This is a genomic window from Duganella sp. Dugasp56, assembly GCF_047304105.1.
Lineage (GTDB): Bacteria > Pseudomonadota > Gammaproteobacteria > Burkholderiales > Burkholderiaceae_D > Rugamonas > Rugamonas hordei.
This window is the reverse complement of the sequence record NZ_JBGLYQ010000021.1, coordinates 1-21,205: the sequence shown is the minus strand read 5'-3', so window position 1 is coordinate 21,205 and position 21,205 is coordinate 1. Positions and strand designations below refer to the sequence as shown.

23 protein-coding genes and 1 pseudogene are annotated in these 21,205 nt (G+C 64.2%); 10 read left to right on the top strand and 14 right to left on the bottom strand.

Annotated elements, in window-relative coordinates; translation table 11 throughout:
- Positions 1-20: 20 nt before the first annotated feature.
- Entirely contained in the window at positions 21-2,243 is a 2,223-nt protein-coding gene (locus ACCD07_RS16070) for a TonB-dependent receptor plug domain-containing protein (protein ID WP_413447914.1), read from the bottom strand.
- A 184-nt stretch (positions 2,244-2,427) separates the two neighbouring features.
- On the opposite strand from ACCD07_RS16070, the gene asd reads away from it, so the two are divergent.
- On the top strand, positions 2,428-3,276 hold the full coding sequence (gene asd, locus ACCD07_RS16065) for an archaetidylserine decarboxylase (protein ID WP_176651203.1): 849 nt from the start codon (positions 2,428-2,430) through the stop codon (positions 3,274-3,276).
- Here the strand turns inward: asd and ACCD07_RS16060 are convergent, their stop codons facing one another.
- Positions 3,277-4,194, bottom strand: a complete 918-nt coding sequence (locus tag ACCD07_RS16060) for a LysR family transcriptional regulator (protein ID WP_413447913.1) — start codon at positions 4,192-4,194, stop codon at positions 3,277-3,279.
- Positions 4,195-4,319: 125 nt separating this feature from the next.
- Here ACCD07_RS16060 and ACCD07_RS16055 point away from each other — a divergent pair, with 125 nt between their 5' ends.
- Positions 4,320-4,919 carry an FMN-dependent NADH-azoreductase gene (locus tag ACCD07_RS16055; protein ID WP_353404836.1) on the top strand — a complete coding sequence of 200 codons (600 nt, stop codon included), beginning with the start codon at positions 4,320-4,322 and terminating at the stop codon, positions 4,917-4,919.
- 37 nt (positions 4,920-4,956) lie between these two features.
- Positions 4,957-5,826: a pirin family protein gene (locus ACCD07_RS16050; RefSeq protein WP_413447912.1), complete on the top strand. Its 870-nt coding sequence runs from the start codon at positions 4,957-4,959 to the stop codon at positions 5,824-5,826.
- Between the two features lie 49 nt (positions 5,827-5,875).
- Here the strand turns inward: ACCD07_RS16050 and ACCD07_RS16045 are convergent, their stop codons facing one another.
- A complete protein-coding gene (locus ACCD07_RS16045; protein WP_413447911.1) occupies positions 5,876-6,271 on the bottom strand; it encodes a hypothetical protein in 396 nt (131 codons plus the stop codon).
- 79 nt (positions 6,272-6,350) lie between these two features.
- Here ACCD07_RS16045 and ACCD07_RS16040 point away from each other — a divergent pair, with 79 nt between their 5' ends.
- Positions 6,351-6,815, top strand: a complete 465-nt coding sequence (locus ACCD07_RS16040; protein ID WP_353404832.1) for a hypothetical protein — start codon at positions 6,351-6,353, stop codon at positions 6,813-6,815.
- On the opposite strand, the gene ACCD07_RS16035 is transcribed toward ACCD07_RS16040, so the two are convergent.
- From ACCD07_RS16035 to ACCD07_RS16025, 3 genes are read right to left on the bottom strand one after another with little or no spacing between them, the layout of a single operon-like run.
- Positions 6,812-7,969 (bottom strand): acyltransferase family protein, encoded by a 1,158-nt coding sequence (locus ACCD07_RS16035; protein WP_413447910.1) that lies wholly within the window; start codon positions 7,967-7,969, stop codon positions 6,812-6,814. The genes ACCD07_RS16040 and ACCD07_RS16035 overlap by 4 nt on opposite strands.
- Positions 7,970-7,986: 17 nt before the next feature.
- Positions 7,987-8,277, bottom strand: coding sequence for a hypothetical protein (locus tag ACCD07_RS16030; RefSeq protein WP_176650158.1), 291 nt, complete (start codon positions 8,275-8,277; stop codon positions 7,987-7,989).
- A complete protein-coding gene (locus tag ACCD07_RS16025; protein WP_413447909.1) occupies positions 8,277-8,915 on the bottom strand; it encodes a DUF1906 domain-containing protein in 639 nt (212 codons plus the stop codon). Before ACCD07_RS16025 ends, ACCD07_RS16030 begins: the two co-directional genes overlap by 1 nt.
- A 171-nt stretch (positions 8,916-9,086) precedes the next feature.
- Between ACCD07_RS16025 and ACCD07_RS16020 the strand changes: the two genes are divergently transcribed.
- The 3 genes from ACCD07_RS16020 to ACCD07_RS16010 all read left to right on the top strand — a co-directional run bounded on the left by ACCD07_RS16020 (position 9,087) and on the right by ACCD07_RS16010 (position 13,799).
- Positions 9,087-12,359 carry a winged helix-turn-helix domain-containing protein gene (locus ACCD07_RS16020; RefSeq protein ID WP_413447908.1) on the top strand — a complete coding sequence of 1,091 codons (3,273 nt, stop codon included), beginning with the start codon at positions 9,087-9,089 and terminating at the stop codon, positions 12,357-12,359.
- On the top strand, positions 12,356-12,721 hold the full coding sequence (locus ACCD07_RS16015; protein WP_413447907.1) for a hypothetical protein: 366 nt from the start codon (positions 12,356-12,358) through the stop codon (positions 12,719-12,721). The genes ACCD07_RS16020 and ACCD07_RS16015 overlap by 4 nt, the downstream gene beginning before the upstream one ends.
- Positions 12,722-12,839: 118 nt before the next feature.
- Complete coding sequence (locus tag ACCD07_RS16010; protein WP_413447906.1) at positions 12,840-13,799, top strand: succinylglutamate desuccinylase/aspartoacylase family protein; 960 nt, start codon at positions 12,840-12,842, stop codon at positions 13,797-13,799.
- On the opposite strand, the gene sugE is transcribed toward ACCD07_RS16010, so the two are convergent.
- Positions 13,796-14,113, bottom strand: coding sequence for a quaternary ammonium compound efflux SMR transporter SugE (sugE, locus tag ACCD07_RS16005; protein ID WP_176650153.1), 318 nt, complete (start codon positions 14,111-14,113; stop codon positions 13,796-13,798). The two genes, ACCD07_RS16010 and sugE, sit on opposite strands and share 4 nt — an antisense overlap.
- Before the next feature lie 88 nt (positions 14,114-14,201).
- Between sugE and ACCD07_RS16000 the strand changes: the two genes are divergently transcribed.
- Positions 14,202-14,561 carry a DUF1304 domain-containing protein gene (locus tag ACCD07_RS16000; RefSeq protein ID WP_413447905.1) on the top strand — a complete coding sequence of 120 codons (360 nt, stop codon included), beginning with the start codon at positions 14,202-14,204 and terminating at the stop codon, positions 14,559-14,561.
- On the opposite strand, the gene ACCD07_RS15995 is transcribed toward ACCD07_RS16000, so the two are convergent.
- Positions 14,558-15,613: a hypothetical protein gene (locus ACCD07_RS15995; RefSeq protein ID WP_413447904.1), complete on the bottom strand. Its 1,056-nt coding sequence runs from the start codon at positions 15,611-15,613 to the stop codon at positions 14,558-14,560. The genes ACCD07_RS16000 and ACCD07_RS15995 overlap by 4 nt on opposite strands.
- Before the next feature lie 128 nt (positions 15,614-15,741).
- On the opposite strand from ACCD07_RS15995, the gene ACCD07_RS15990 reads away from it, so the two are divergent.
- Positions 15,742-16,038, top strand: coding sequence for an ArsR/SmtB family transcription factor (locus ACCD07_RS15990; protein WP_353404823.1), 297 nt, complete (start codon positions 15,742-15,744; stop codon positions 16,036-16,038).
- A 10-nt stretch (positions 16,039-16,048) separates the two neighbouring features.
- Positions 16,049-17,104 (top strand): alkene reductase, encoded by a 1,056-nt coding sequence (locus ACCD07_RS15985; protein ID WP_176650149.1) that lies wholly within the window; start codon positions 16,049-16,051, stop codon positions 17,102-17,104.
- A 31-nt stretch (positions 17,105-17,135) separates the two neighbouring features.
- Here the strand turns inward: ACCD07_RS15985 and ACCD07_RS15980 are convergent, their stop codons facing one another.
- From ACCD07_RS15980 to ACCD07_RS15955, 6 genes and pseudogenes are all read right to left on the bottom strand, one after another.
- A complete protein-coding gene (locus ACCD07_RS15980; RefSeq protein WP_353404820.1) occupies positions 17,136-18,095 on the bottom strand; it encodes an MBL fold metallo-hydrolase in 960 nt (319 codons plus the stop codon).
- A 71-nt stretch (positions 18,096-18,166) separates the two neighbouring features.
- Complete coding sequence (locus ACCD07_RS15975; RefSeq protein WP_413447903.1) at positions 18,167-19,201, bottom strand: acetate kinase; 1,035 nt, start codon at positions 19,199-19,201, stop codon at positions 18,167-18,169.
- Between the two features lie 42 nt (positions 19,202-19,243).
- Positions 19,244-19,720 (bottom strand): hypothetical protein, encoded by a 477-nt coding sequence (locus tag ACCD07_RS15970; RefSeq protein ID WP_176650146.1) that lies wholly within the window; start codon positions 19,718-19,720, stop codon positions 19,244-19,246.
- 11 nt (positions 19,721-19,731) lie between these two features.
- Positions 19,732-20,415, bottom strand: coding sequence for a C39 family peptidase (locus ACCD07_RS15965; RefSeq protein ID WP_176650145.1), 684 nt, complete (start codon positions 20,413-20,415; stop codon positions 19,732-19,734).
- The gene (locus tag ACCD07_RS15960; protein WP_176650144.1) at positions 20,412-20,792 is read right to left on the bottom strand and encodes a hypothetical protein; all 381 of its coding nucleotides are present in this window, start codon (positions 20,790-20,792) and stop codon (positions 20,412-20,414) included. Before ACCD07_RS15960 ends, ACCD07_RS15965 begins: the two co-directional genes overlap by 4 nt.
- Positions 20,793-20,859: 67 nt before the next feature.
- Positions 20,860-21,205, bottom strand: a pseudogene (locus ACCD07_RS15955) (hypothetical protein); the annotation flags it as partial.

Here is a 21,205-nt window from a genome sequence, read left to right as displayed (position 1 = left end):
ACCGCCGCATCATACCACCCTCAGAATCGCTTCTCTACCGTTACCCGCAGCTGGGTTTCGCCGCTGGCGACGGACATCCGGTTCTGCGTGCCGTTGGCGTCGCTGTACAGGCTTTCGGTGGTGTAGTCCTGGGCCAGCAGGTTGGACACCGCCACGCGCAGGTTGTTTTGCGGATCGAGCTTCCACAGCGCATACACGTCCAGGTCGCGCCGCACCGACGAATAGCCGCCCTGGGTGCCGCTCAGGCGGGCCAGGCCGCCGTTGCGGAAGCTGAAATTGCTGCCGGTGCTGAGCACGCCGCTCGGGCTCTTGTAGTCCACGCCCAGGGTGGCGCTGATCGGCGTTTGCTGGTCGAGGCGGTTGTCCGGACCGGGCACGCTTTCCACGCGCGACCAGTTGCGGCTGACGCTGGCGCGCAGGTCCAGCGCCGGCGCCGTGTCCAGCAGCGCGCGCATCGGGAACTTGGCTTCCAGTTCGATGCCGCGGGTTTCGGCGCGGCCGTCGTTGATCGAGGTCGAGACCCAGCGCTGGTCTTCATACAGCAAGCCCTGGTGGGTGTAGTTTTCGATGCGGCGCACCGAGGCGCTGGCGCTCAGCAGGCCGCCCTCGCCCCAGTAATGCTCGATCGACGCATCCAGGCCCAGCGCCAGCTCCGGCTTCAGGTTCGGATTGCCGCGACGGTCGGGCTCGGTCGGGCTGTTGTTGGTCGAGGTGAACTTGCGCGGTATCAGCGCGGCGGTCGACGGCGCCTTGTAGGTGCGCGTCAGGGCCAGGCGCACCTGGTCCTTCTTGTTCGGCAGCTTGATCAAGGTCTGCATCAGCGGGCTGAGCACGCTGGAGCGCTGGCTCACCGCGTCGAAGTTGTTGCCGTCGCTGCGGGTGTCCAGGCCTTCCCAGCGCAGGCCGGTATAGACCGACCACAGCGGCGTGACATTCCATTCATCCTGGCCGAACAGCGCCAGCCGCGTGACCTTGGCGCCGAAGCCCTCGTCGGTGTTGACCGGCGAACTGCCCGGCAGCGGCGCTTCGCGCTGGTTGCGGACGTCGTCGCGCTGGGTGACGCCGGCATCCCAGCCCAGCGCCAGGGCGTGCTCGGTCGGCGCCTCGCCCTGCCCGTCCGCCGGCGCGGAGCCGAAGGTCAGCGGCGTCGAATATTTGCCCTGGGTGCTGAAGCCGGTCTCCTTGCTTTCCGACACGACGGTGCGCGCCAGCGTCGCCGGCAGGCCGTTGTTGCCGCCAAGCTGGAAGGAATCTGCGGTGTTGCGGTTTTCGCTGACGGCCGCCTTCAGATCCAGCTTGGCGCCCTCGGCCAGCTTGTGCACCCAGTTCAGGTCGGTGCGGCCGAAACCGTTGTGGTTGCTGAAGGTGCTGTCGACGCGGTCGTAGTCCGGCGGCGCGCCGAGGTCGGTGGTGATGCGGCGGTGGCTGTTGCCGGCGAACTGGTTCAGGTTGAAGAACGATTGCGAGGTCAGCGTATCGCCGCCGTCCAGCGTCCAGTTGATGCGCGGCGACAGGTTGAAGCCGTCCGAGCGGCCCTGGTCGCGCGAGGTGGCCGAGCGGTCCAGGTTGGGGATGCCGGCGGCGTCGGTGCCGGTGTCGAACGACGGCGTCATGCGGTTGTACATATAGCGCCAGGCGTTGCCGCCGAAGGAATACGACATCCGGCCGTCCTTGTCCGACATCTGCAGGCTGACGGACGGCGAGCTGAACTTGCTGCCCTTGCTCTCGCTGAACTTGACCTCGTGCTGGGCCGCCTTGAGCGCCTTCTTCAGCACGATATTGATGGTGCCGGCGATCGACTGCGTGCTGAACTCGGCGCTGGCGGCGCGCAGGATCTCGATGCGTTCGATGACGTCCGGCGCCAGGCTGTCGATGGCGAAGCCGGCCGGCGCGCGTTCGCCGTTGATCAGGATCTGGGTGTAGCCGCTGCCGAGGCCGCGCATGCGGATCTCGCCGCCGCCGCGGCCGGCCGCGCCGCCGACGGTGATGCCGGGCAGGCGCTTGAGCACGTCGTTGACCGAGGTGTCGCCGTATTTCTGGATTTCCTCGCTGCCGACGACGGTCTTGCTAGCGGTATCATCGCGGCGCGCGTCATAGCTGGCGGCGGCGCCCTTGATCTCCACCTTTTGCATGACCGGTGGCGCGGCCTCCTTGGCTGCCTGAGCCTCGTCGGCATGCGCGGCGGCGGAGAAACAGATGGAAAAAACGGCGGCGGCGATCGGCGTCAGGCGTGGTGGCTTCATGGCTCAGTACAAAAGGGGGCAAGTTGTCAGACAAGTAGGGGAGTTTGCATTATGCCTTGGTTTATTAAAATGTTCAGAAAAAAACAAGTTCGGCGCGCTGTTTAGCCCAATTTCATAAACTGCCATGGAGGAAAAGATAAATGTGGGCGCTATAATGCGCGATCGTTAATTGCCAGGATCCCCTATCGTGTCTCGCCTTGCCGTGCTGCCGCAATACCTGCTTCCCAAGGGAGCGTTGACCAACTTCGCCGGCCGCGTTGCCGGCGCCAAGGGCGGGGCCATGACCACGCGCCTGATCCGTTGGTTTGTCGGCCGCTACGACGTCAACATGGACGAGGCGCTCGATCCCGACATCAGCCACTACGCCAGCTTCAACGAATTCTTCACCCGCGCGCTGCGCCCGGACGCCCGCCCGCTGGCCGACGCCGACTTCATCTGTCCGGTCGACGGCCGCATCAGCCAGTTCGGCGCCATCGAGGACGACCAGATCTTCCAGGCCAAGGGCCACAAGTTCAGCACCACCGCGCTGGTCGGCGGCGACGCCGCGCTGGCCGCCAAGTTCCAGCACGGCAGCTTCGCCAACCTGTACCTGAGCCCGCGCGACTACCACCGCATCCACATGCCTTGCGACGGCAAGCTGACCCGCATGATCTATATCCCGGGCGAGCTGTTCTCGGTCAACCCGACCACCGCGCGCGGCATACCCGGCCTGTTCGCCCGCAACGAACGCGTGGTCTGCGTGTTCGACACCGCCAACGGTCCGTTCGTCATGACGCTGGTGGGCGCCACCATCGTCGGCAGCATGGCCACCGTCTGGCACGGCGTGGTCAACCCGCCGCGCGCGCCGCAGATTTGCGAATGGCAGTATGGCGACCAGAACATCGTGCTGAAAAAAGGCGAGGAGCTGGGCCGCTTCCTGCTCGGCTCCACCGTCGTCATGCTGTTCCCGAAAGATACGCTGGGCTTCAACCCGGCCTGGCAACCGGCCGGCCCGGTGCGCCTCGGCGAGATGATGGCCAACCTGAAGAAGTAATTACACGCCGCCGAACTGCGTGATGCCGTCGTCAAACGCGGCCTGCAGCATATCGAGAAAGACCCGGGTCTTGGCCGGCATCAGCCGGCGGCCCGGGAACACGGCCCAGCCCGTCACTGTCGGGAACGACCATTCCGGCAGCACCCGCACCAACTCCCCCGACGCCAGGTATTCCTTGGCAAACATCTCCGTCGACGCGGCGATGCCCACGCCCGTGGTGGCCATGCGCACCAGCAACTCCGGCGAATTGGCCAGCAGCCGCACCGGCAGCTCGCGCTCCCATTCGGTCTTGGCGCGCAACAGCTTCCAGCGTATCAGGCCGTTCAGGCGCGGCGGCAGGCTCAGCAAATCGTGCTTGAACAGGTCGTCCGGATGCTCGGGCAGCCCGCGCAACGAGGTGTAGGCTGGCGCGGCATACAGCGCGATCTTGCTCAGCGTGACGCGGCGCGCGGCCAAAGACGAATCGTCCGGCAGATTGCCCATGCGGATGGCCAGGTCGAAGTTCTCCGCCACCAGGTCCACCCGGCGCGGCGACAAATCCAGTTCCAGCGCGATCTGCGGATAGTCGTTGAGAAAGCGCGCCATCACCGTGCCCATCGCCATATTGGCGAAGTCGGCCGGCATCGACACGCGCAGCAAGCCGCTGGGGGCGCCCTGCCGGTGCTGCGCCAGCGCGCCGGCCAGTTCGGTTTCATCGGCCACGCGGCGCGCATGTTCCAGCAGGCTGGCGCCGAACTCGGTCAACACCAGCTTGCGCGTGGTGCGCTGGAGCAGGCGCTCGCCCAGGTGCGCCTCCAGCAGCGAAATCCGGCGTGACACCGTCGATTTCGGCAGCTGCACCCGCTGCGCCGCCAGGCTGAAGCTGCCGCATTCGACGATGCGGGCAAACAGCAGCAGGTCGCCAGGATCGATTTCCACGCATTTCCTCCCTCATTGTTCCATCAGTGGATTAATGTTATCCATTTTAACGCCTTCCGCATCGAAATTGGAACTGCTAAAGTTACTCCATCGCAGCAACCAACCCGACACGAAGGAGCAACACCATGAACATCCTGCAAATCAATTCCAGCGCCCGCAGCACCGGTTCCGAATCGACCCGCCTGGCCGACGCCATCGTCGCCAAACTGCGCGCCACCCACCCGACCGCCGCCCTGACCCGCCGCGACCTGGCCGCCGATCCGCATCCGGTGATCGACGAACCTACGCTGCAGGCCCTATTCACCCCGGCCGACCAGCGCACAGCCGAACAAGCGGCCCGCGTGGCGCTGGACGACGCGCTGATCGCCCAGGTGCAAGCGGCAGACGTGGTGGTGATCGGTGCACCGACCTACAACTTCGGCATCACCGCCCAACTGAAAAGCTGGTTCGACGCGATTGCCCGCGCCGGCGTGACCTTCAAGTACGGTCCAACCGGCCCGGTTGGCCTGCTGACCGGCAAAAAAGTCTACGTCGCCCTGTCGCGTGGCGGCATGCACCGCGATGGTCCGACCGACACCCAGCTGGCTCACATCAAGATGTTCCTGAGCTTCGTGGGCCTGACCGACGTGCAATACATCTTTGCCGAAGGCCTGGGCATGGGTCCGGAAGCAGTGGCCAAGGCGCAAGCGCAGGCCGAAGCGGAAATCAACGCCGTTCTGGTATAACCGACGGGCGGCGCAGCAAACCACATAGGAGAGTGTCATGACTGATCAAGTAAAAAACGAACGCAGCGTAGAACGCATCATCCAGGGCCAGGCCGTCATGGACGGCGCGGGCGTCAAGATCAATCGCGTGTTGACGCAGCCCCTGCAGCGCCGTCTGGATCCATTTTTGATGCTGGATAATTTCGGCAGCGACCAGGCCAACGACTACATCGCCGGCTTCCCCAGCCATCCGCATCGCGGCTTTGAAACGGTGACCTACATGCTCGAAGGCCGCATGCGCCACAAAGACAGCGCCGGCAACGAAGGCTTGCTGACCAACGGCGGCGTGCAATGGATGACCGCCGGCCGCGGCGTGATCCATTCGGAAATGCCGGAGCAGGAAGAAGGCGTGATGGAAGGCTTCCAGCTGTGGCTGAACCTGCCCGCCAAGGACAAGATGCGCGCGCCGTGGTACCGCGATTTCAACGGCGCCGACGTGCCGGCCTACACCACGGCCGACGGCGTGGCGGTGAAAGTCATCGCCGGCAACAGCCACGGCGTGGCCGGCGCGGTGCAGCGCGAAGTGACGGAGCCGATTTATCTCGACATCCATCTGCCCGCAGGCGCCAGCTTCAGCCAGTTGGTGCCGGAAGGTCACAACGCCTTCATCTTCACCTATCGCGGTTCGGTGAAGATCGGCGACAAGGACGTGGCGTCGGGCCGCATGGCGATCCTGGCGAACACGCCGGGAGCCGATGGCGTGACCGTGCATGCTTCCGAGGCCAGCCGCTTGATCCTGATCGCCGGCCAGCCGCTGAACGAGCCAATCGCGCAGTACGGCCCGTTCGTGATGAACACGCAGGCTGAAATCTTCGCCGCCGTCGAGGACTTCCGCGCCGGCAAGCTGGGCGAGGAAGCCCACGCTTAAGCTTTACAACAGCCGCCGGGCGCGTGACGCCCGGGGCTGTTTTCCCGTATTAACCGCCCCTGCGCTTGTCACGCGCGGCAAGCAAGCAGCGCATTAAGCGCCTGAGTCCAGCTTCCCTTTCCCGCGCCTCGCGCTTGTCCCTGTCAGCGAGCAGGCCGCGTAGTTGACGTCGAAGTTGAAAATTGTCGACCGCGTAAGCGATCAGCAGGACAGACACCGTGACGCCGCTGGCTAACTCTCCTGCAAAGTGCCAGGAGGCCCAGGCCAGCACAGCGCAAAAAAGCCCTGTGATCAACAAAGCAAAGCGATCGACCATCACCGGCTCCACGCAAATTTGTAATTCTTCCGCGATTTCTGGTCTTGCCGATAGATACCTGGCCACTGCAAGAGATCGGATGACATGATTTCCTCCGCTGAAGGACGGCTCGGTTTGCCGCTGGTCCAAGCATATATATCCAACGCTGGGGGCGGTTGACTCACATCATGGCCCCGCAGAGTACAGCGTCTCAGGCTAAAATGTGGCCATGATGCCCACACTAATCAAATGGCTGCGCTACCTCAGCCACATCCTCGGCTTTGAGACGGCCGACTCCTTCCCGCCCGGCCATCCGTACGAACGGACGCGCTGGAACGGCGCGTATTTCGACATCGCGTCGGACGTCAAGCCGGATCAGATTGAAAGCAGGCTGTGCGAGGCGATCGGCAACACGCCGCTGGTCTTCGGCTACATCACCAACCCCACGCCGCGCATGCAGCGCGCCTTGCTGGCGATGTTGGAGGAGCGCATGCGCAACAACCGCGGCCGCGCCACCGAACTGGCCGCGCTGCTGGTGGCAGCCTACGACAGCCCGCACATCACCGAAGTCGTGCCCGGCCTGCGCGCGGCCATCGCCGCCACCCGCCACGAGGAAATGCCCGAACGGGCGCGCAGCGTGATGGCCTTCCTGGGATCGATGCAGTCGCCGTTCGACGTCATCGAACTCAACTAGGCGACCGCCCCCGCCGGCGCCGCCGGCCGGGAGAAATTGCCCGGCACGAAACGGTCGCGCAGCTTCATGAATGGCGTCTCCACCAGCAGGTGCAGCAGCCAGCCGGCCAGGATGCTGGCGGCGCTCATCAGGACGATGGCCTGCCACGAATCCGGCCCCCAGCCCGCGTCCTGCAACGGCGCGCGCAGCAGCACGCACAAGGTTTTGTGCGTCAGGTAGATCGCGTACGACCACAGCGCGATGCTGGCGGCGCCCGGCACCCGCAGCCGCTGCAGCAGCGAGCCGGGGCTGAGCGCAGCAACCAGCAGCAGCGAAAAGCTCAGGCCCAGCATCGGATAGCCGACGACCGTCATCGCATAGCCGTAATGGTCTTCGAGGAACAGCGTCCAGGTCAGCGCCAGCAGCGCCGCGCCGGCGGCCAGCGTCCAGTTGCCGAACGAGGTGATGCGCGTCCAGATGCCGGCGTGATGGTTTTTCAGCAGCGCCAGCGCCACGCCCGCCACCAGCTCATCGAAGCGGCACAGCGACGAATAATAGATCAGCGTGTAATAGTTGAAGCCGCCCTGCTCCTCCGGGCCGACATGGTGAGTCCAAAGATAGCTGCGTATCGCCATGCCGGCCAGCAGCGCGCCGGCCACTGTCAGCCACGCCAGCAGCAGCGAGCGGCGGCAGGCGGCGATCGCCAGCGCCACGGCAGGCAGCAGGAAATAAAACTGTTCCTCGACGCACAGCGACCATGCGTGCGAGAACGCGGTGCCGGGAACCAGCGCGATGTTCTGCGTAAAGGTCAGGAACTTCCATAGCGGCGGCAGCACCAGGTTGCCGCGAAAATACGGCCACAAGGCATACAGCGCCAGCACCACATAAAAATTCGGCAAGGTGCGCAGCAGCCGCCGCGCGTAAAACCGTGCCAGCGAAAAGCACTCGCCGCCCGTCCCCTGCTGGCGGCGGATGCCGCCGAGGATCTGGTTGCCGATCAGATAGCCGCTGAGCGCGAAGAACAGGTCGACGCCGGTCCAGCCGATCTCGCCGAACCAGCCGAAGGTCGGACCGCCGCTGACGAACAATATGTAGTGATTGGTGAACACCAGCACAATGGCCAGCGCGCGCAGGGTGTCGAGGCCGGCGTTGCGGCCCGTTAAAGATGGATCCATGCCGCCATTTTAACAAATCATGGCGATATCAACATGGTAACAACGCGGTTGGCAAAGCTGAGCACGGCCGTGCTCTCCGCCGCGATCGCCACGTTGTGGCCATGGCTGGAGTAGTAATCGACGGTACCCAGCCGGATGCTGTCGATCGCCGCGCTGATGCCGGTGCTGATGGTGTAGGCGGCCAGCAGCATGTCCGGCGCGGTGACGAATTTCAGCACCACATCCTGCCCCGTATTGTTCAGGAAAATGGTCTTGCAAGGCTTGACCGTCTTCATCGATGTCTTTTCGGTGAAATCTATCGTCATCATCAGAGCACCCTGAACAGGCCTGCCGGGTAGCCGTCGTTCGTGCGTGCCAGGTCGACACTGATGCGCTTGCCGTCGTCGACCGGCAAGGTGGTGGCTGCCAGCTGCTTGAGGTTGTAGTTGGCGTAGTCGCGCGAGCCATGGAACTCGGCCGACGGCGCCAGCCAGCTCAGCGCCGCCAGCCCCCGGTCCGTCATCGCCCGGCAGCAGGCGCCCGAGCCGTAGACGCCGATCTTGTAGCTGGCCTCGCCCGGCCCGGCCGCCTGGAACGCCTGGTTGATGCCCTCGAAATAACTGGTCACCGCGCCGTCGATATCTTCGTCGCCCGGGTTGAAATCCACCGCGAAGTAGATCGCCGAACCGGACGGTTGGGTAATGACCGAGTGCGCCATCAGGTAGGCGGCCGCGCCGTCGGCGCATCCCTGCGCCCGGCTGAAATAGCTCAGATGGTCGCCGCCGGCCTGCCACAACGCGCCGATCTGGATGCTGGCGTCGGTCAGCGAGCGCGCCTCGGCCAGCGACAAGCTCTTGCCTGCATGGTGACTGTAGTAACGGATGGCGAAATCTATCCCTTGTTGCTTGATTGCAATTGCATGCTGCGTCAGTTCAAACGGCGCTTTCAGTCCAGTCAGGACAACCATGTCGGCTCCTCAAAGTTGGGGGTGGCGTTTCCACCCGAAAATGTTAATATTTGCAAAAGGTGTAGTTATGAAACAACTGTAGTCATTTAGTATAGAAATGGCCTTCCGAAAACCTTCCGAAGGCCAAGTCATTGATTTCGAAGTACTATTTCTAAGCAGAAGAAGGTGCGTGTGAACCACAAAAGCTTCCGTTTCGGGCAGTGGCGGGTCGATCCCGCCACCAATACACTCAGCTGCGGTGAGCTCAACCGGCAGCTGGAGCCGCGGGCCATGGATGTTTTATTGTATTTATGCCACCACCCGCACGTGGTCATTTCCGCCGAAACATTGCTGGACGCGTGCTGGGGCAACGTCGCGCCGAGCGACAACGCCATCCACAAAATCATCACCCAGCTGCGCCGCGCGCTGGACGATTCGGCGGTGGAACCGCGCTATATCGAAACCATCCGCAAGCGCGGCTACCGCCTGCTGGCCGAACTCAGCTACGACGACGACGTCAGCAACGGCAGCTGGCTGCACGCCTCGCCGTTCCGCGGGTTGGAAGCATTCGAGGAAGAACACGCGTCCATCTTCTTTGGCCGCAAGCTCAACGTCGACCAGCTGGTGCAGGTGGTGGTCGCCCAGGCCCAGGCCGCCTGCGCGATGGTGCTGGTGCTCGGCCCGTCCGGCGCCGGCAAGACGTCGCTGGTGCAGGCCGGCTTGATCCCGGCGCTGAAGGCGGGCGCCGCTCCGGCCGACGCCGGTCTGGCGATCAGCGCCCATCTGCAGCTCGATTGCGCCGACATGGGCCAGGCCGGCCTGCTCGACACCCTCGCCAGCGTGCTGCTGGATGCCGAGTTCGATGGCCGGCAACTGTTTGAAAACACCAGCGCGGTGGCCCTGGCCCAGCGGCTGGCGCAAGACCTGCCGGGTGTGATCGAGCAATTGCAAAAGCAAATGCCGGCCATCCAGCTGATGGTCTTCATCGACCGCTTCGAAGCCGTGTTCAGGCTGCCGCACGTGGGCGAGCAAGAGCGCGCCGTGTTCATCAATGTGCTCGACCAGCTGGCCCGTTCCGGCTGCGTTTTGCTGGTGCTGGCCTGCCGCAACGATTTCTACCCGCACCTGTCCGCCTACCCGGCGCTGATGAACTTGAAGCTGCGCGGCGGCCACTTCGACCTGGCGCCGCCCGGCAGCGTCGACATCGCCCAGATCATCCGCCACCCGGCGCAAGTGGCGCAACTGCGCTACACGACCGACGAGCGGGGCGAAAGCCTGGACGAGCTGCTGATCAGCGCCGCGCGGTCCGGCCCGGACACTCTGCCTCTGCTGCAATATTGTCTGCAGGAGCTGTACCGCCTGCGTTCGGCCGACGGTGAGTTGAGCCACGCCAGCTTCCACCAGTTGGGCGGACTCGAAGGCGCGATCGGCGCCCGCGCCGAACAGGTGATCTCGGCACTGGGCCCGGCGCAGATCGCCGCCCTGCCCCATGTGCTGTCGCAACTGGTGCTGGTGGCCGAGGACGAAGCCACCGTCACCTCGCGCCGCGTGCCATGGTCGGCGCTGCGCAGCGATGCCGAGACCAGGCTGGTGCAGGCGCTGGTCGACGCCCATCTGTTCGTCAGCGATCTGCAAGGCGGCGCGCCGGCGTTCGGCATCGCCCACGAGGCGCTGCTGCGGCGCTGGCCGCGGGTGGTGGCATGGATCGAAGAACACCGGCAGACCTTGCAAGTGCGCAGCCGCATCAGCGCGCAGGCCAAGCGCTGGCAGGACAGCGGCCGCGCGCGCGACATGCTGCTGCCGTCGGGCACCCAGACCAACCAGGCGCGCCAATTGATGAAGACGGCCGGCTTCAGCTTCACGCCGCAGGAGCAGGCGTTTGTCCACGCCTCGCTGCTGGGCGTGCGGCGCGGCGAACGGCTGCGGCTGACGATCACCGTGGTCATGGCCGGCCTGGCGCTGCTGGCCGGCGGCCTGTTCCTGATGGCGCGCTCGGCACAGCAGGCGGCCGAGCAGCACCGCACCGAGGCCGAGGGCCTGATGGGCTACATGCTGGGAGAATTCGTCGACAAGTTGCGCCCGCTGGGCAAGCTGGACCTGCTCGACAGCGTCAGCAACCGCGCGCTCAAATATCTGTCCGACCCGGCAAGGCCCGGCGACACCGATACCGCGCTGGCACAGCGCGCCAAATCGCTGCAGGTGCTGTCCGAGGTGAGAATTGCGCGCGCCGACCCAGCCGGTGCCACCACAGCGCTGCTGGCGGGCCGCGCCATCCTGCAACAACAGCTAAAGACCCATTCATCCGACCTGGCCATGATCAAGAGCGCGGGTGAAAACGCGTTCTGGCTGGGCCAGATCCACTTGGACCAGAAGGATTGGGACCAAGCTCAGCGCTATTTCGGCGAGTATCGAGATCACAGCGACCGTCTAGCGGCAGCGGCTCCAGCCGATGTCGACAGCTGGATCGAACAGTCATTTGCCCACAACAGCCTCGGGACAGTAGCCTTGCGGCGCGGTGACGTGGCGCGCGCCGCAAGCGAGTTTGCGCTCTCTGTGGAATTGAAAAGCCGGGCACACGCGCAAAAGCCCCAAGACAAGCAAATCATCGCAGACCTGGCCGACAGCCTGTCCTGGCTGGCCAGTGCCGAAATGCAGCAAGGAAAACTTCCGCAAGCGGAGGCTCTGTACGTTCGCGGCTTGGCGCTGTTGCAAACGCTGCATGACACCTATCCGAACGACGTCTCATGGGTCAACCAGTTGGCTGCGGGATGGTCGCATCAGTCCGATCTGCTCCAGGCTCGCGGCCAGCTTGATGCCGCTTACAATGCCGCCCAGAATGCTCACGAGCTCCTGCGGACCATCGTGGCAAAAGACTTAAGTAACAAAAACTGGCAGCGCAATCTGTACATCGCCGAACTGCGCATGTTCGACACCGACACCCGGAAACGCACGCCGGCCCAGGCGCTGGCGCAACTGGAGCAACTGCAGATCCATAGCTCCGAGTTGAGCCGGCTGGAGCCCAAGCGGCTTAATCTGCAGGCCCTGGTCGCGGTGGTACAACTCCGCAAGGCAACCCAATTGCTCCAGCAAGGCCAGACCAGTTCCGCCGCCAGTGTGCTGCAACCAGCGCTGGACAAACTGCGGGAGTTACATACCGCCGTACCGGCCGAACAAGTGTTCCTGAATGCACTCAACGACGCACTGTTGTTGAACGCCGATCTGCGCGCTCAACAGGACGATGCCTCAGCGCGAGAATCCTGCGCCGAAGTACGTGCACTGCTCCGCCCGCTGGTAAGCGGCAGTTCCGATTTCCACCTGCTGGCACCGTGGGCCAAGGCCCATGCCTGTCTGGATCAAAGCGAGCATGTAGGCGCCGTGAAAAAGCAGCTGGAAGCGATGCCGTATCGAGATGTAACCTATCTGTACTATCTTTCCACCCACCCCGCAAAGAAAGCGAACTCATGAGCAAAATCAAAGCCTCCACGCAATTCATCAACGTCATGGTGAAAGTCAAGGCCGCTGCCACACAAGGCACGTATGACGTTCACACGGCCCCGGAAACGCCATATGTGACGCAACAAGATACTGTCATCAACTATCAAATCTACAACGACGACGGCCAGGACATTATCTTTACCGGCATGACGATCAAGACTTTGGGCAACGACCAATTGAGTGCCGCCAGCGTCAGCATCAGCGGGAAGCAATTGACGTTCAGCGATGCCAATACGTCGAAGGTCACAGTAGCGTTCACGCTGAATTTCAAGGACGCAGACGGCGTCGAATTCTCGCACGATCCACAGGTGCAGAACGATCCGCAGATCTGATACCTATAGTTTCCCAATGTATAGTACCGGCGCGGATGTCTACAGGACCGCGCTGGTGCAACTTAGCCCTTGGGGAAGTTGCGCTACACTGCGGCTTTTGCCACAGACCGGAATCCGCATGATCGACGCCAGCACGCTGCAATTCAAATCCATCCAATACGGCGGCCAGCAGCCCGGCACGCGGCTGATCGTCACCGGCGCCGTGCACGGCAACGAGACCTGCGGCACCAAGGCCATCGGCCGCGTGATGCAGGAGCTCGACAGCGGCCGGCTGCTGATACGCAGCGGCAGCGTCACCTTCGTGCCGGTCACCAATCCGCTGGCCTACGCCAAGGGCGAGCGCTCCGGCGAACGCAACCTGAACCGCAACCTGTTCCCGAATGCGAACCCGCAGGATTTCGAAGACCGCATCGCCAACTGGCTGTGTCCGCTATTGGCGCAGCACGACGTGCTGCTGGACCTGCACTCGTTCAACGCCGCCAGCGAGCCCTTCGTCATGGTCGGCCCGCGCAACAACGACGGTCCGCTGGAACCGTTCAAGCACGAGCAGCAGGAGCGCGCGATGGCGCGCCGGCTCGGGGTCAGGAGGTTTGTCGACGGCTGGCTGCGCACCTACGGCGCCGGCGTGCAACGCCGCCTGCGCGGCGACAGCCAGCTTGAAACCGTGCTGCGCTACGGCATGGGCACCACCGAATACATGCGCAGCACCGGCGGCTACGCGCTGACGCTGGAGTGCGGCCAGCACGCCGATCCGCAGGCGCCGGAAGTGGGCTACCGCGCGATCGTCAATACGCTGGCCTTCCTCGGCCTGATTGACGCGCCGCAGCCGCAGCCGATCTCCGACGACGCCATGGAAGCGCTGAGCATGGCCGCCGTCTACGACAAACAGCACGCGGACGATGCCTTCAGCCAGCCATGGTCCAGCTTTGATCCAGTCAAGCAGGGCGAACTGATCGGCACCCGCGCGGACGGCACGCCGGTGCTGGCCGAGTTCGACGGCCGCATCCTGTTCCCCGACAGCGCGGCCGGCGCCAACAGCGAGTGGTATTACCTGACGCGCGCCAATCCGGCTTTTTAAACGGTCGATACTTTCAGGCCGATGATGCCGCCGATGATCATCGCGATGCAGGCCAGTCGCAGCACGCCGGCCGGTTCGTTCAGCACCGCGATGCCGTAGATCACTGTGCCGACGGTGCCGATGCCGGTCCAGATCGCGTAGGCCGTTCCCAGCGGCAGCGCGCGCAGCGCCAGGCCCAGCAGGCCGACACTGCCGGCCATCGCCGACAAGGTCAGCACCGTCGGCACCAGCTTGCTGAAGCCGTCGGTATATTTGAGTCCGACCGCCCATGCCACTTCCAGCAGGCCGGCCAGGATGAGGATAATCCAGGTCATTATTAGTGTCTCCATTCCAGGGCCGAAACTATATCATCAGCAACAAATGGGTGATAATGTTCCTTCAACTACAAGAAGAGGAGCGCCCATGCAGTTACTGGCACAGATTGTCACCGGCCTGGTGGCACTGATACACGTCTACATCGTTTTACTGGAAACCGTGCTGTTCCAGACGCGCGGCCGTCGCGTGTTCGGCTTGAGCCAGGAAAAGGCCGACATCGTGCAGCCGGCCATGTCCAACCAGGGCTGCTACAACGGCTTCCTGGTCGCCGCGCTGGTGGTGGGATTCGTACATCCGGTTCCGGCGATCGCTTCCGCGTTCACGGTGTTCGGCCTGAGCTGCGTGGCCGTGGCCGGCGTGTGGGGTGGACTAACCGTCAAGCGCTCGATCCTGCTGATCCAGACGCTGCCGGCCCTGATCGGCCTGGCCCTGCACTTCGCCGCCTAAGCCGACGGTTTGCCGGCGGACAGCGGCGGCAGTTTGATCGCTTCGATCACCACCGGGGCGGTTTCGGCGGGCGGCTTGGCGCCGGTGCCGCGCAGGGCCAGCAGCCAGCCGATGCCGTCGAACCAGAACGGCGCGCCCAGCGACGAGGCGAACGCGGTGACGATCCAGCCCATCAACGCGAACGCCAGCGCCGCCAGGAAGGCGCCCACGCTCTTGCCGCCGGCGCCTTCAAACCGCGGCGACGGCCAGCCTATCGGCAACGCCTGTACCGCCTGCACATCTTTTTTGACTTCCATGGCCTTGGCCAGCGGGTCCGCGGGCGGCGCGCCGGCGGGCGCCGCAGGCGGCGGCGTCACGCGGCCGGCCGCGACGCTGTCCGCGCCCTGCTGCGCCAGCCTGGCCGACGCGCCGTCGTCGCGCCATAGCCGCTGGCTCAGGTCCAGCGCGTCGATATTCATCGCGCACGCATAAAACAGCCCGACGCAAAACAGCACGAACTGCGAGCGCCGCTTGTACCAGCCGGTGATGCGCTCCATAACCGTCTCATACCAGATACGCACGGCATTCTCCAGCGCCGCCAGGTCGTCCGGCCCCTCGCCCATAATCGCCAGCAAGGTGCGGCTCAAGCCTTCGTTGCCGACATTGGCCAGCAGGATGGCGGCCGTTTGCGCCTTGCCGTACCTGGTCGTCAACGTGGAGACAAAGGCGCGCGCAAAGATCGACGAGGGAATATACGACGGCATGCGTCCCTGTTGTGCCATGCCGGTGATCAGGGGATGGGTCATGACGGCGGCCGACAGCGAATGCGCGCCCAGCCGGGCCAGCCCGAAGCCGTCGTCGCGCCGCAGGAAACGCTTGATCGACGGCACGATGCCGCGCAGTCGCGGCTTGCCGCCCTGCTCGTGCAGCAGCGTCAGCACGCCGTCCAGCAGCACCTTGGCGCGGGTCTGGAACAACGAGGCGATCGCCTCGCGCGTGGCGCTGCACAGCAGGCTCACCGCCAGGAAGGTGTAGGACAGCCCGATCGCCACATCCAGATAATGACTGGTCATATGAGCCTCGTTAGGATTCAAACAATGTTCCCGTAACATAAAGGATTTTTCGGCCGCCAGCACGTTTTTCTTTTATATCGTAAGATAACGATATTGAAATCGGAAAAACACGATCTATATATCGTTACATGCAGATGGACATAGACGCTATACACAAAGCCCTCGCCAACCCGATGCGGCGCCAGATCCTGGCGTGGCTGAAGGAACCCGAGGTGTATTTCGCCGACCAGCAGCATCCGCTGAGCCTGGGCGTGTGCGCCGGTCTGATCGACCGCCGCTGCGAACTGTCGCAGTCGACCGTGTCGGCGCATCTGGCCACCCTGCTCAAGGCCGGCCTGATCACCTCGCACCGCGTCGGCCAGTGGAATTACTTTAAACGCGATGAAGCCCTTATCCAGGCTTTCATCGATCAAATGTCACTATAGGAAACTTATCATGGCAAATCTCTTCGACCCGATCACCATCGGCGACATCACGCTGAAAAACCGCATCGTCATGGCCCCCCTGACCCGCGCCCGCGCAGTCGGCGGCGCCCGCGTGCCGAACGCCTTGATGGCCAGGTACTACGAGCAGCGCGCCAGCGCCGGCCTGATCCTGAGCGAAGCAACCGCCGTCACGCCGCAGGGCGTGGGCTACGCCGACACCCCGGGCCTGTGGTCCGACGAGCAGGTCGAAGGCTGGAAGCAAGTGACCGCGGCCGTGCACAAGGCCGGCGGCGTGATCTTCGCCCAGCTGTGGCATGTGGGCCGCATTTCCGATCCAAGCTTCCTGAACGGCGAAGCGCCGGTATCGGCCAGCGCGATCGCGGCCAAGGGCCATGTCAGCCTGCTGCGTCCGGAACGCCCTTACCCGGTGCCGCGCGCGCTCGATACCGAAGAGCTGGCCGGCATCGTGGCCGCCTACAAGCAAGGCGCGGAAAACGCCAAGAAAGCCGGCTTCGACGGCGTGGAAATCCACGGCGCCAACGGCTATCTGCTGGACCAATTCCTGCAGGACAAAACCAACCAGCGCAGCGACAACTACGGCGGCCCGATTGAAAACCGCGCCCGCCTGATGCTGGAAGTCACCGATGCCTGCATCGAAGTATGGGGCGCCAACCGCGTCGGCATGCACCTGGCGCCGCGCCGCGATTCGCACGACATGGGCGATTCCAATCCGGCGGAAACCTTCGGCTATGTGGCGCGCGAACTGGGCAAGCGCAAGATCGCTTTCATCTGCGCGCGCGAAGCCGTCGGCGAAGACAGCCTGGGCCCGTTGCTGAAGAAGGAATTTGGCGGCGTCTACATCGCCAATGAAAAGATGGACAAGCAGACCGCGCAGCAGGTGCTGGAAGCCGGCACCGCCGACGCCATCGCCTTCGGCAAGGATTTCATTTCCAATCCCGACCTGCCGCGCCGCCTGCAGACCGGCGCGCCGCTGAACCCATGGAACGCCGCAACGTTCTACGCGCCGGCGGAAGAGGGTTACACGGACTACCCTGCCCTGGCGTAATGAAACAAGGGAGCCTCGGCTCCCTTGTTCATTAACGCGGCTGCGTGTAATTGACCGGCACGAACACGTAACCGCCCTTGCCGTTGGCGCGCACATGGCCCAGCGCCGGGAACGACAGGTGCGGCGCGCCGATCAGGTAGCCGCCCGTGGCCGCCGCGGCGAACGCTTTCTTGCGCTCGGCAATCGCCACCTTGCTGTCGGTGTCGAACTCGATGCCGACGCCCGGATCGTCAAACTGCACCGCCTGCACGTGCAGCAGATCGCCCAGCAGCACCAGCTTCTGCCCCTTGCTCTCGATCACGTAGGTGATGTGCCCTGGCGTATGGCCGCCGTTGAAATACGACTTGATGCCAGGCACCAGCTCGCTGTTGGCGACGATGGGCTGGAACTTGCCCGCCTTGACATAGGGATTGATCGACACCATCGGCCCCTGGAAATTATCCTTGGCCTCGGCCGGCGCCTTGTCCAGGTTGGCCTGGTTCAGATAGTAGTCCGCGTCCAGCTTGCCTGCGCGCACGATGGCGTTCGGAAACACCCGCTGCTCGTTGGCCGCCAGGCCGCCGACGTGGTCGCCGTGCATGTGGCTGATGTAGATCTCGTCGACCTGCTCCGGCTTGTAGCCGGACGCCTTCAGATTGCCCAGCAACTGCCCCAGCGTCGGACCGAACAGGCTGGCCGCGCCGGTGTCGATCAGCACCAGCTTGCTGCCGGTATTGATCAGGAAGCCGTTGACCGAGGTCTGTATCGGGCTTTTCTCGAACGCCTTGGCCAGCGCCGCGTCGGTCTTTGCCGGCGGCTGCTTCAGCAGCTTGTTGACCGGCAAATCCAGGGTACCGTCGTTCAGCACGGTGACTTCGAAATCGCCCAGCGTGGTGCGGTAAAATCCCGGCGCCTGGAACTTGGCCATCGGCGCGGCGGCCTGCGCCAGCGAGCACGCAGCGGCCACGGCCGCGAAGAGCGCGGCCGAGCGGGTCAATTTGGTCGTGATCATAGCTTCCCTTATTGTTGTGAATTATGAGAATCGCTACGATACCGCAAAATTAACTTTTTGGCCGGCGCTCGCTAGAAAGTCATCGGCAGGCGCACCGACAGCTGCACGTCGGGCGTGTCGCGCGTCAGCCCCGCCCCCACGGCGACGTTGAGCGTGCGCTTGTCGTTGATGCGGTAGGAGAACCCCAACAGCAAGGTACCCAGTTGCGTGCGCACCGAGCCGGGCACCGGCAAGCCGTTCTGGCGCGTGCGCGCGACCGAGCTGTGGTCGTAGCCAAAGCTCATCAGCGCCTTGTCGTTCAGCGCCAGGCCGACGCCGAAGTTGAAGCCGACCACGTCGCCCGGCTCGACCGTGCCCAGCGGCTCCCACTCGCCGTTCAGCACCTTGCGGTTGACGTTGCTGCGCTTGAAGTTGTGCAGATAGCTGACGCTGCCGAACAGGATGGCCGGGTCGCTGGAATACAGCCAGGTCAGGCTCGGCTGGATCGCATAGAAGCCCGAGCCGGTCGGCAATTCCAGCGGCAGGCCGGTGCCGGTGGCGTTCGGCCCGACGCAGCGCTTGCTGCAATCGGTGATGACGCTGAACGGATCGGTGCCGGTGCGCGACTTGACGCGCAAGCCCGCCACATAATACGGCTTGTCGGCCGCCCCCTGGTTGAGCTGGTAGCGCAGCGCCACTTCGGCGTCGCCGACGCCCTTGCCGCTGGTTTCAAACACATTGTCGACGCCGGTGCCGGTAAAGATTTCGCGGCTGACGGTCGAATCGCTGCGGTACACATACGGCACCTTCAGTTCCAGCTCGGCGCGGTTGCTCAGGCCGTAGCGCACGCTGGCCGTGCCGGTCAGCGTGTTGCGCTTGACCTCGCGCACATCGACCAGCCCGATCAGCAGGGCTGGAATGATGGTGTAGCCGACCAGCACCACGCGGTTGCTCGACGAATAGCCGAACTGCGCCGACGGCTCGAAGACAAACTTGCCGCGCGGCGTCAGCACGCCCGGCTGTTCGAACAGCGGCGCCACCGCCGGCGGCCGCGCGTCACTTCCCTGTTGTTGGGCCTGCGCAATCACGCAGGCAAGACCGGCCATCGCGCCGGCCATCGCGTTCATCCTCCATCGAGCACTTCGCATTACCACCCTCCGCAGCAGGTTTCATTTCGGGCCCACCGCACCACTCAAGGAATCGCGCAACATGCTTTCAAAATTGACGGCCTTGAGCATCGCCAGGTTAGTGACGGTGGTGCTGATCGTGGTCTGGCTGCGGATGGCCTGGTCGTTGACGCTGTTCTGTATCAACAGCGCGCCCAATCCCTGCATGGCGGGCACCGGATCGATCGCATTGCCGGCGCCGTTTTGCACCACCACGGCGGCCAGCGCATCGCTGGCCATCTGTGCTTCCGCAGCGCTCAACTTTGTCACATCGGCGATCGCAAAACTACTGTTTGCTACAACAGTTCCATTGATCGAAACCAAACGTTCGACACCTAGCGAGACCAGCAGCCCATTGCCGAGGTCATAGCCGCCGCGCGCTTGTTCCAGCTGGGCATCATCGACCGCGGTCCAGCCGTCGGTCGGGTCCGCATGCACGGCGCCAAAGCCCAGCAGCAGTATCATTAAAGCGATGCGCATGGCGCCTCCGTTCAGTAGTTGCCGTTGCCGTTTTTCGGCAGCGTGATGTCGGTCAGGCTGGCGCGGCTGATCGCCTCGCCCAGCGGCACGCGCGGCGCGACGCTCCAGTCAGCCGCCTGGTTGAAATGCGGCTGGCCGCGCCAGTTGTGAATGACGAACAGCAGCCGGTCCTGCCAGATGGCTTCGAAGGCCGAGCGCGTCATCGCGCGCGTGCCGCCGGCCGGATCGCCCAGCAGGATGCGGCCGTCGTCCATGCCCTTGATGACGACGAAGTGCCGGTAGCCGTTTTCCTCGACCCGCACGATGGCGGGGAAGCCGGCCTCGGCCAGCTTCTGCAGCGGCTGCTGATAGCCGTCGGCGATAAAGCCCTGCTGCGCCAGGTAGCGCTTCATGTCCAGCAGCGAAAAGCCTTCGCGGCGGATTTTCTGCTGGTCGCCAAGCGCGTACATGGCGTCGAACACCTGGCGCTCGCTGACCGGCGTGTCGTAGTGGTAGCTCAGCAGCGTTGCCACCGCCGCCGAGCCGCAACTGAAATCGAATTGCTGGCGCACGGTGGAACGGAAGCGCGCTTCCTTCATGCTGGTGACATGCAGCGCATAGCTGCCGCCTGTCACGCCGGGCAAGTCCACCGCGCCAGCCTGGCCGCACACGGCGGCCAGTGAGGTAGCCAATAAGGCGCTGACGAGTTTTTTCATTGCATCTGGATGTTGATGATGGTGGCGTTCTGGATCAGCACATTGGCGCCGGAGTTCTGTATCGCCACCGGCAGGCCGGAAGCGTTGCTGAACGAGCCGGTACTGATCGAATTGGCGCCGGTGAAAACATTAACCGCCGTATTGCCGCTGACTGCGCCGTTCAACTGCATGTCGCTGGTCACCGTGTCGGTGCCGGCGCGTTTGCCTGCCAGCCTGTCGGCCGACACGGCCGTGCCGTCAAAACCGGCGGGATCGGCCGCCGTGATGACGATGTCCCGCACCAGCGGCGGCAAAGGCCGCGCGGACGGCTCCTCGATCGGAGCGATCGCCGGCGCCGCCAGCAGCGCCGCACACAAGCTCATACTGAATAGTTGCATACCGTACCCCCTGTCGATGACGGGATGCGCCACGCCCCGGAGGCGCGCGCATCCCGCTTGCAGCTTTTTATCTGCCGACCGACAGATTGGCCTGCACGTTGACGCTCTGCTGCACCAGCGAGGCGATGCCGCTGTTCTGCGCCGTGACCATGATGCCCGCGGCCGACTGGCCGACATTGCTCATGGTGTTGGACATATTGAACGTGCCCGCATTCACGGTCACATCGCCGCCCGCGCCGCCGGTACCGCCCGCGCCAGCGCCGCCAGTGGCTGCGCCGACCGAGTTGGTACCGCCGCCACCGCCTGCACCGGCGGTGTTGCTGCCGCCGCCGGCCCCCCCCGCGCCCCCCCCGCCCGGGGGGGGGCGGGGGGGGGGGTTTAAAAAAAAGGGGGGGCGCGCGGAATTGGGGGGT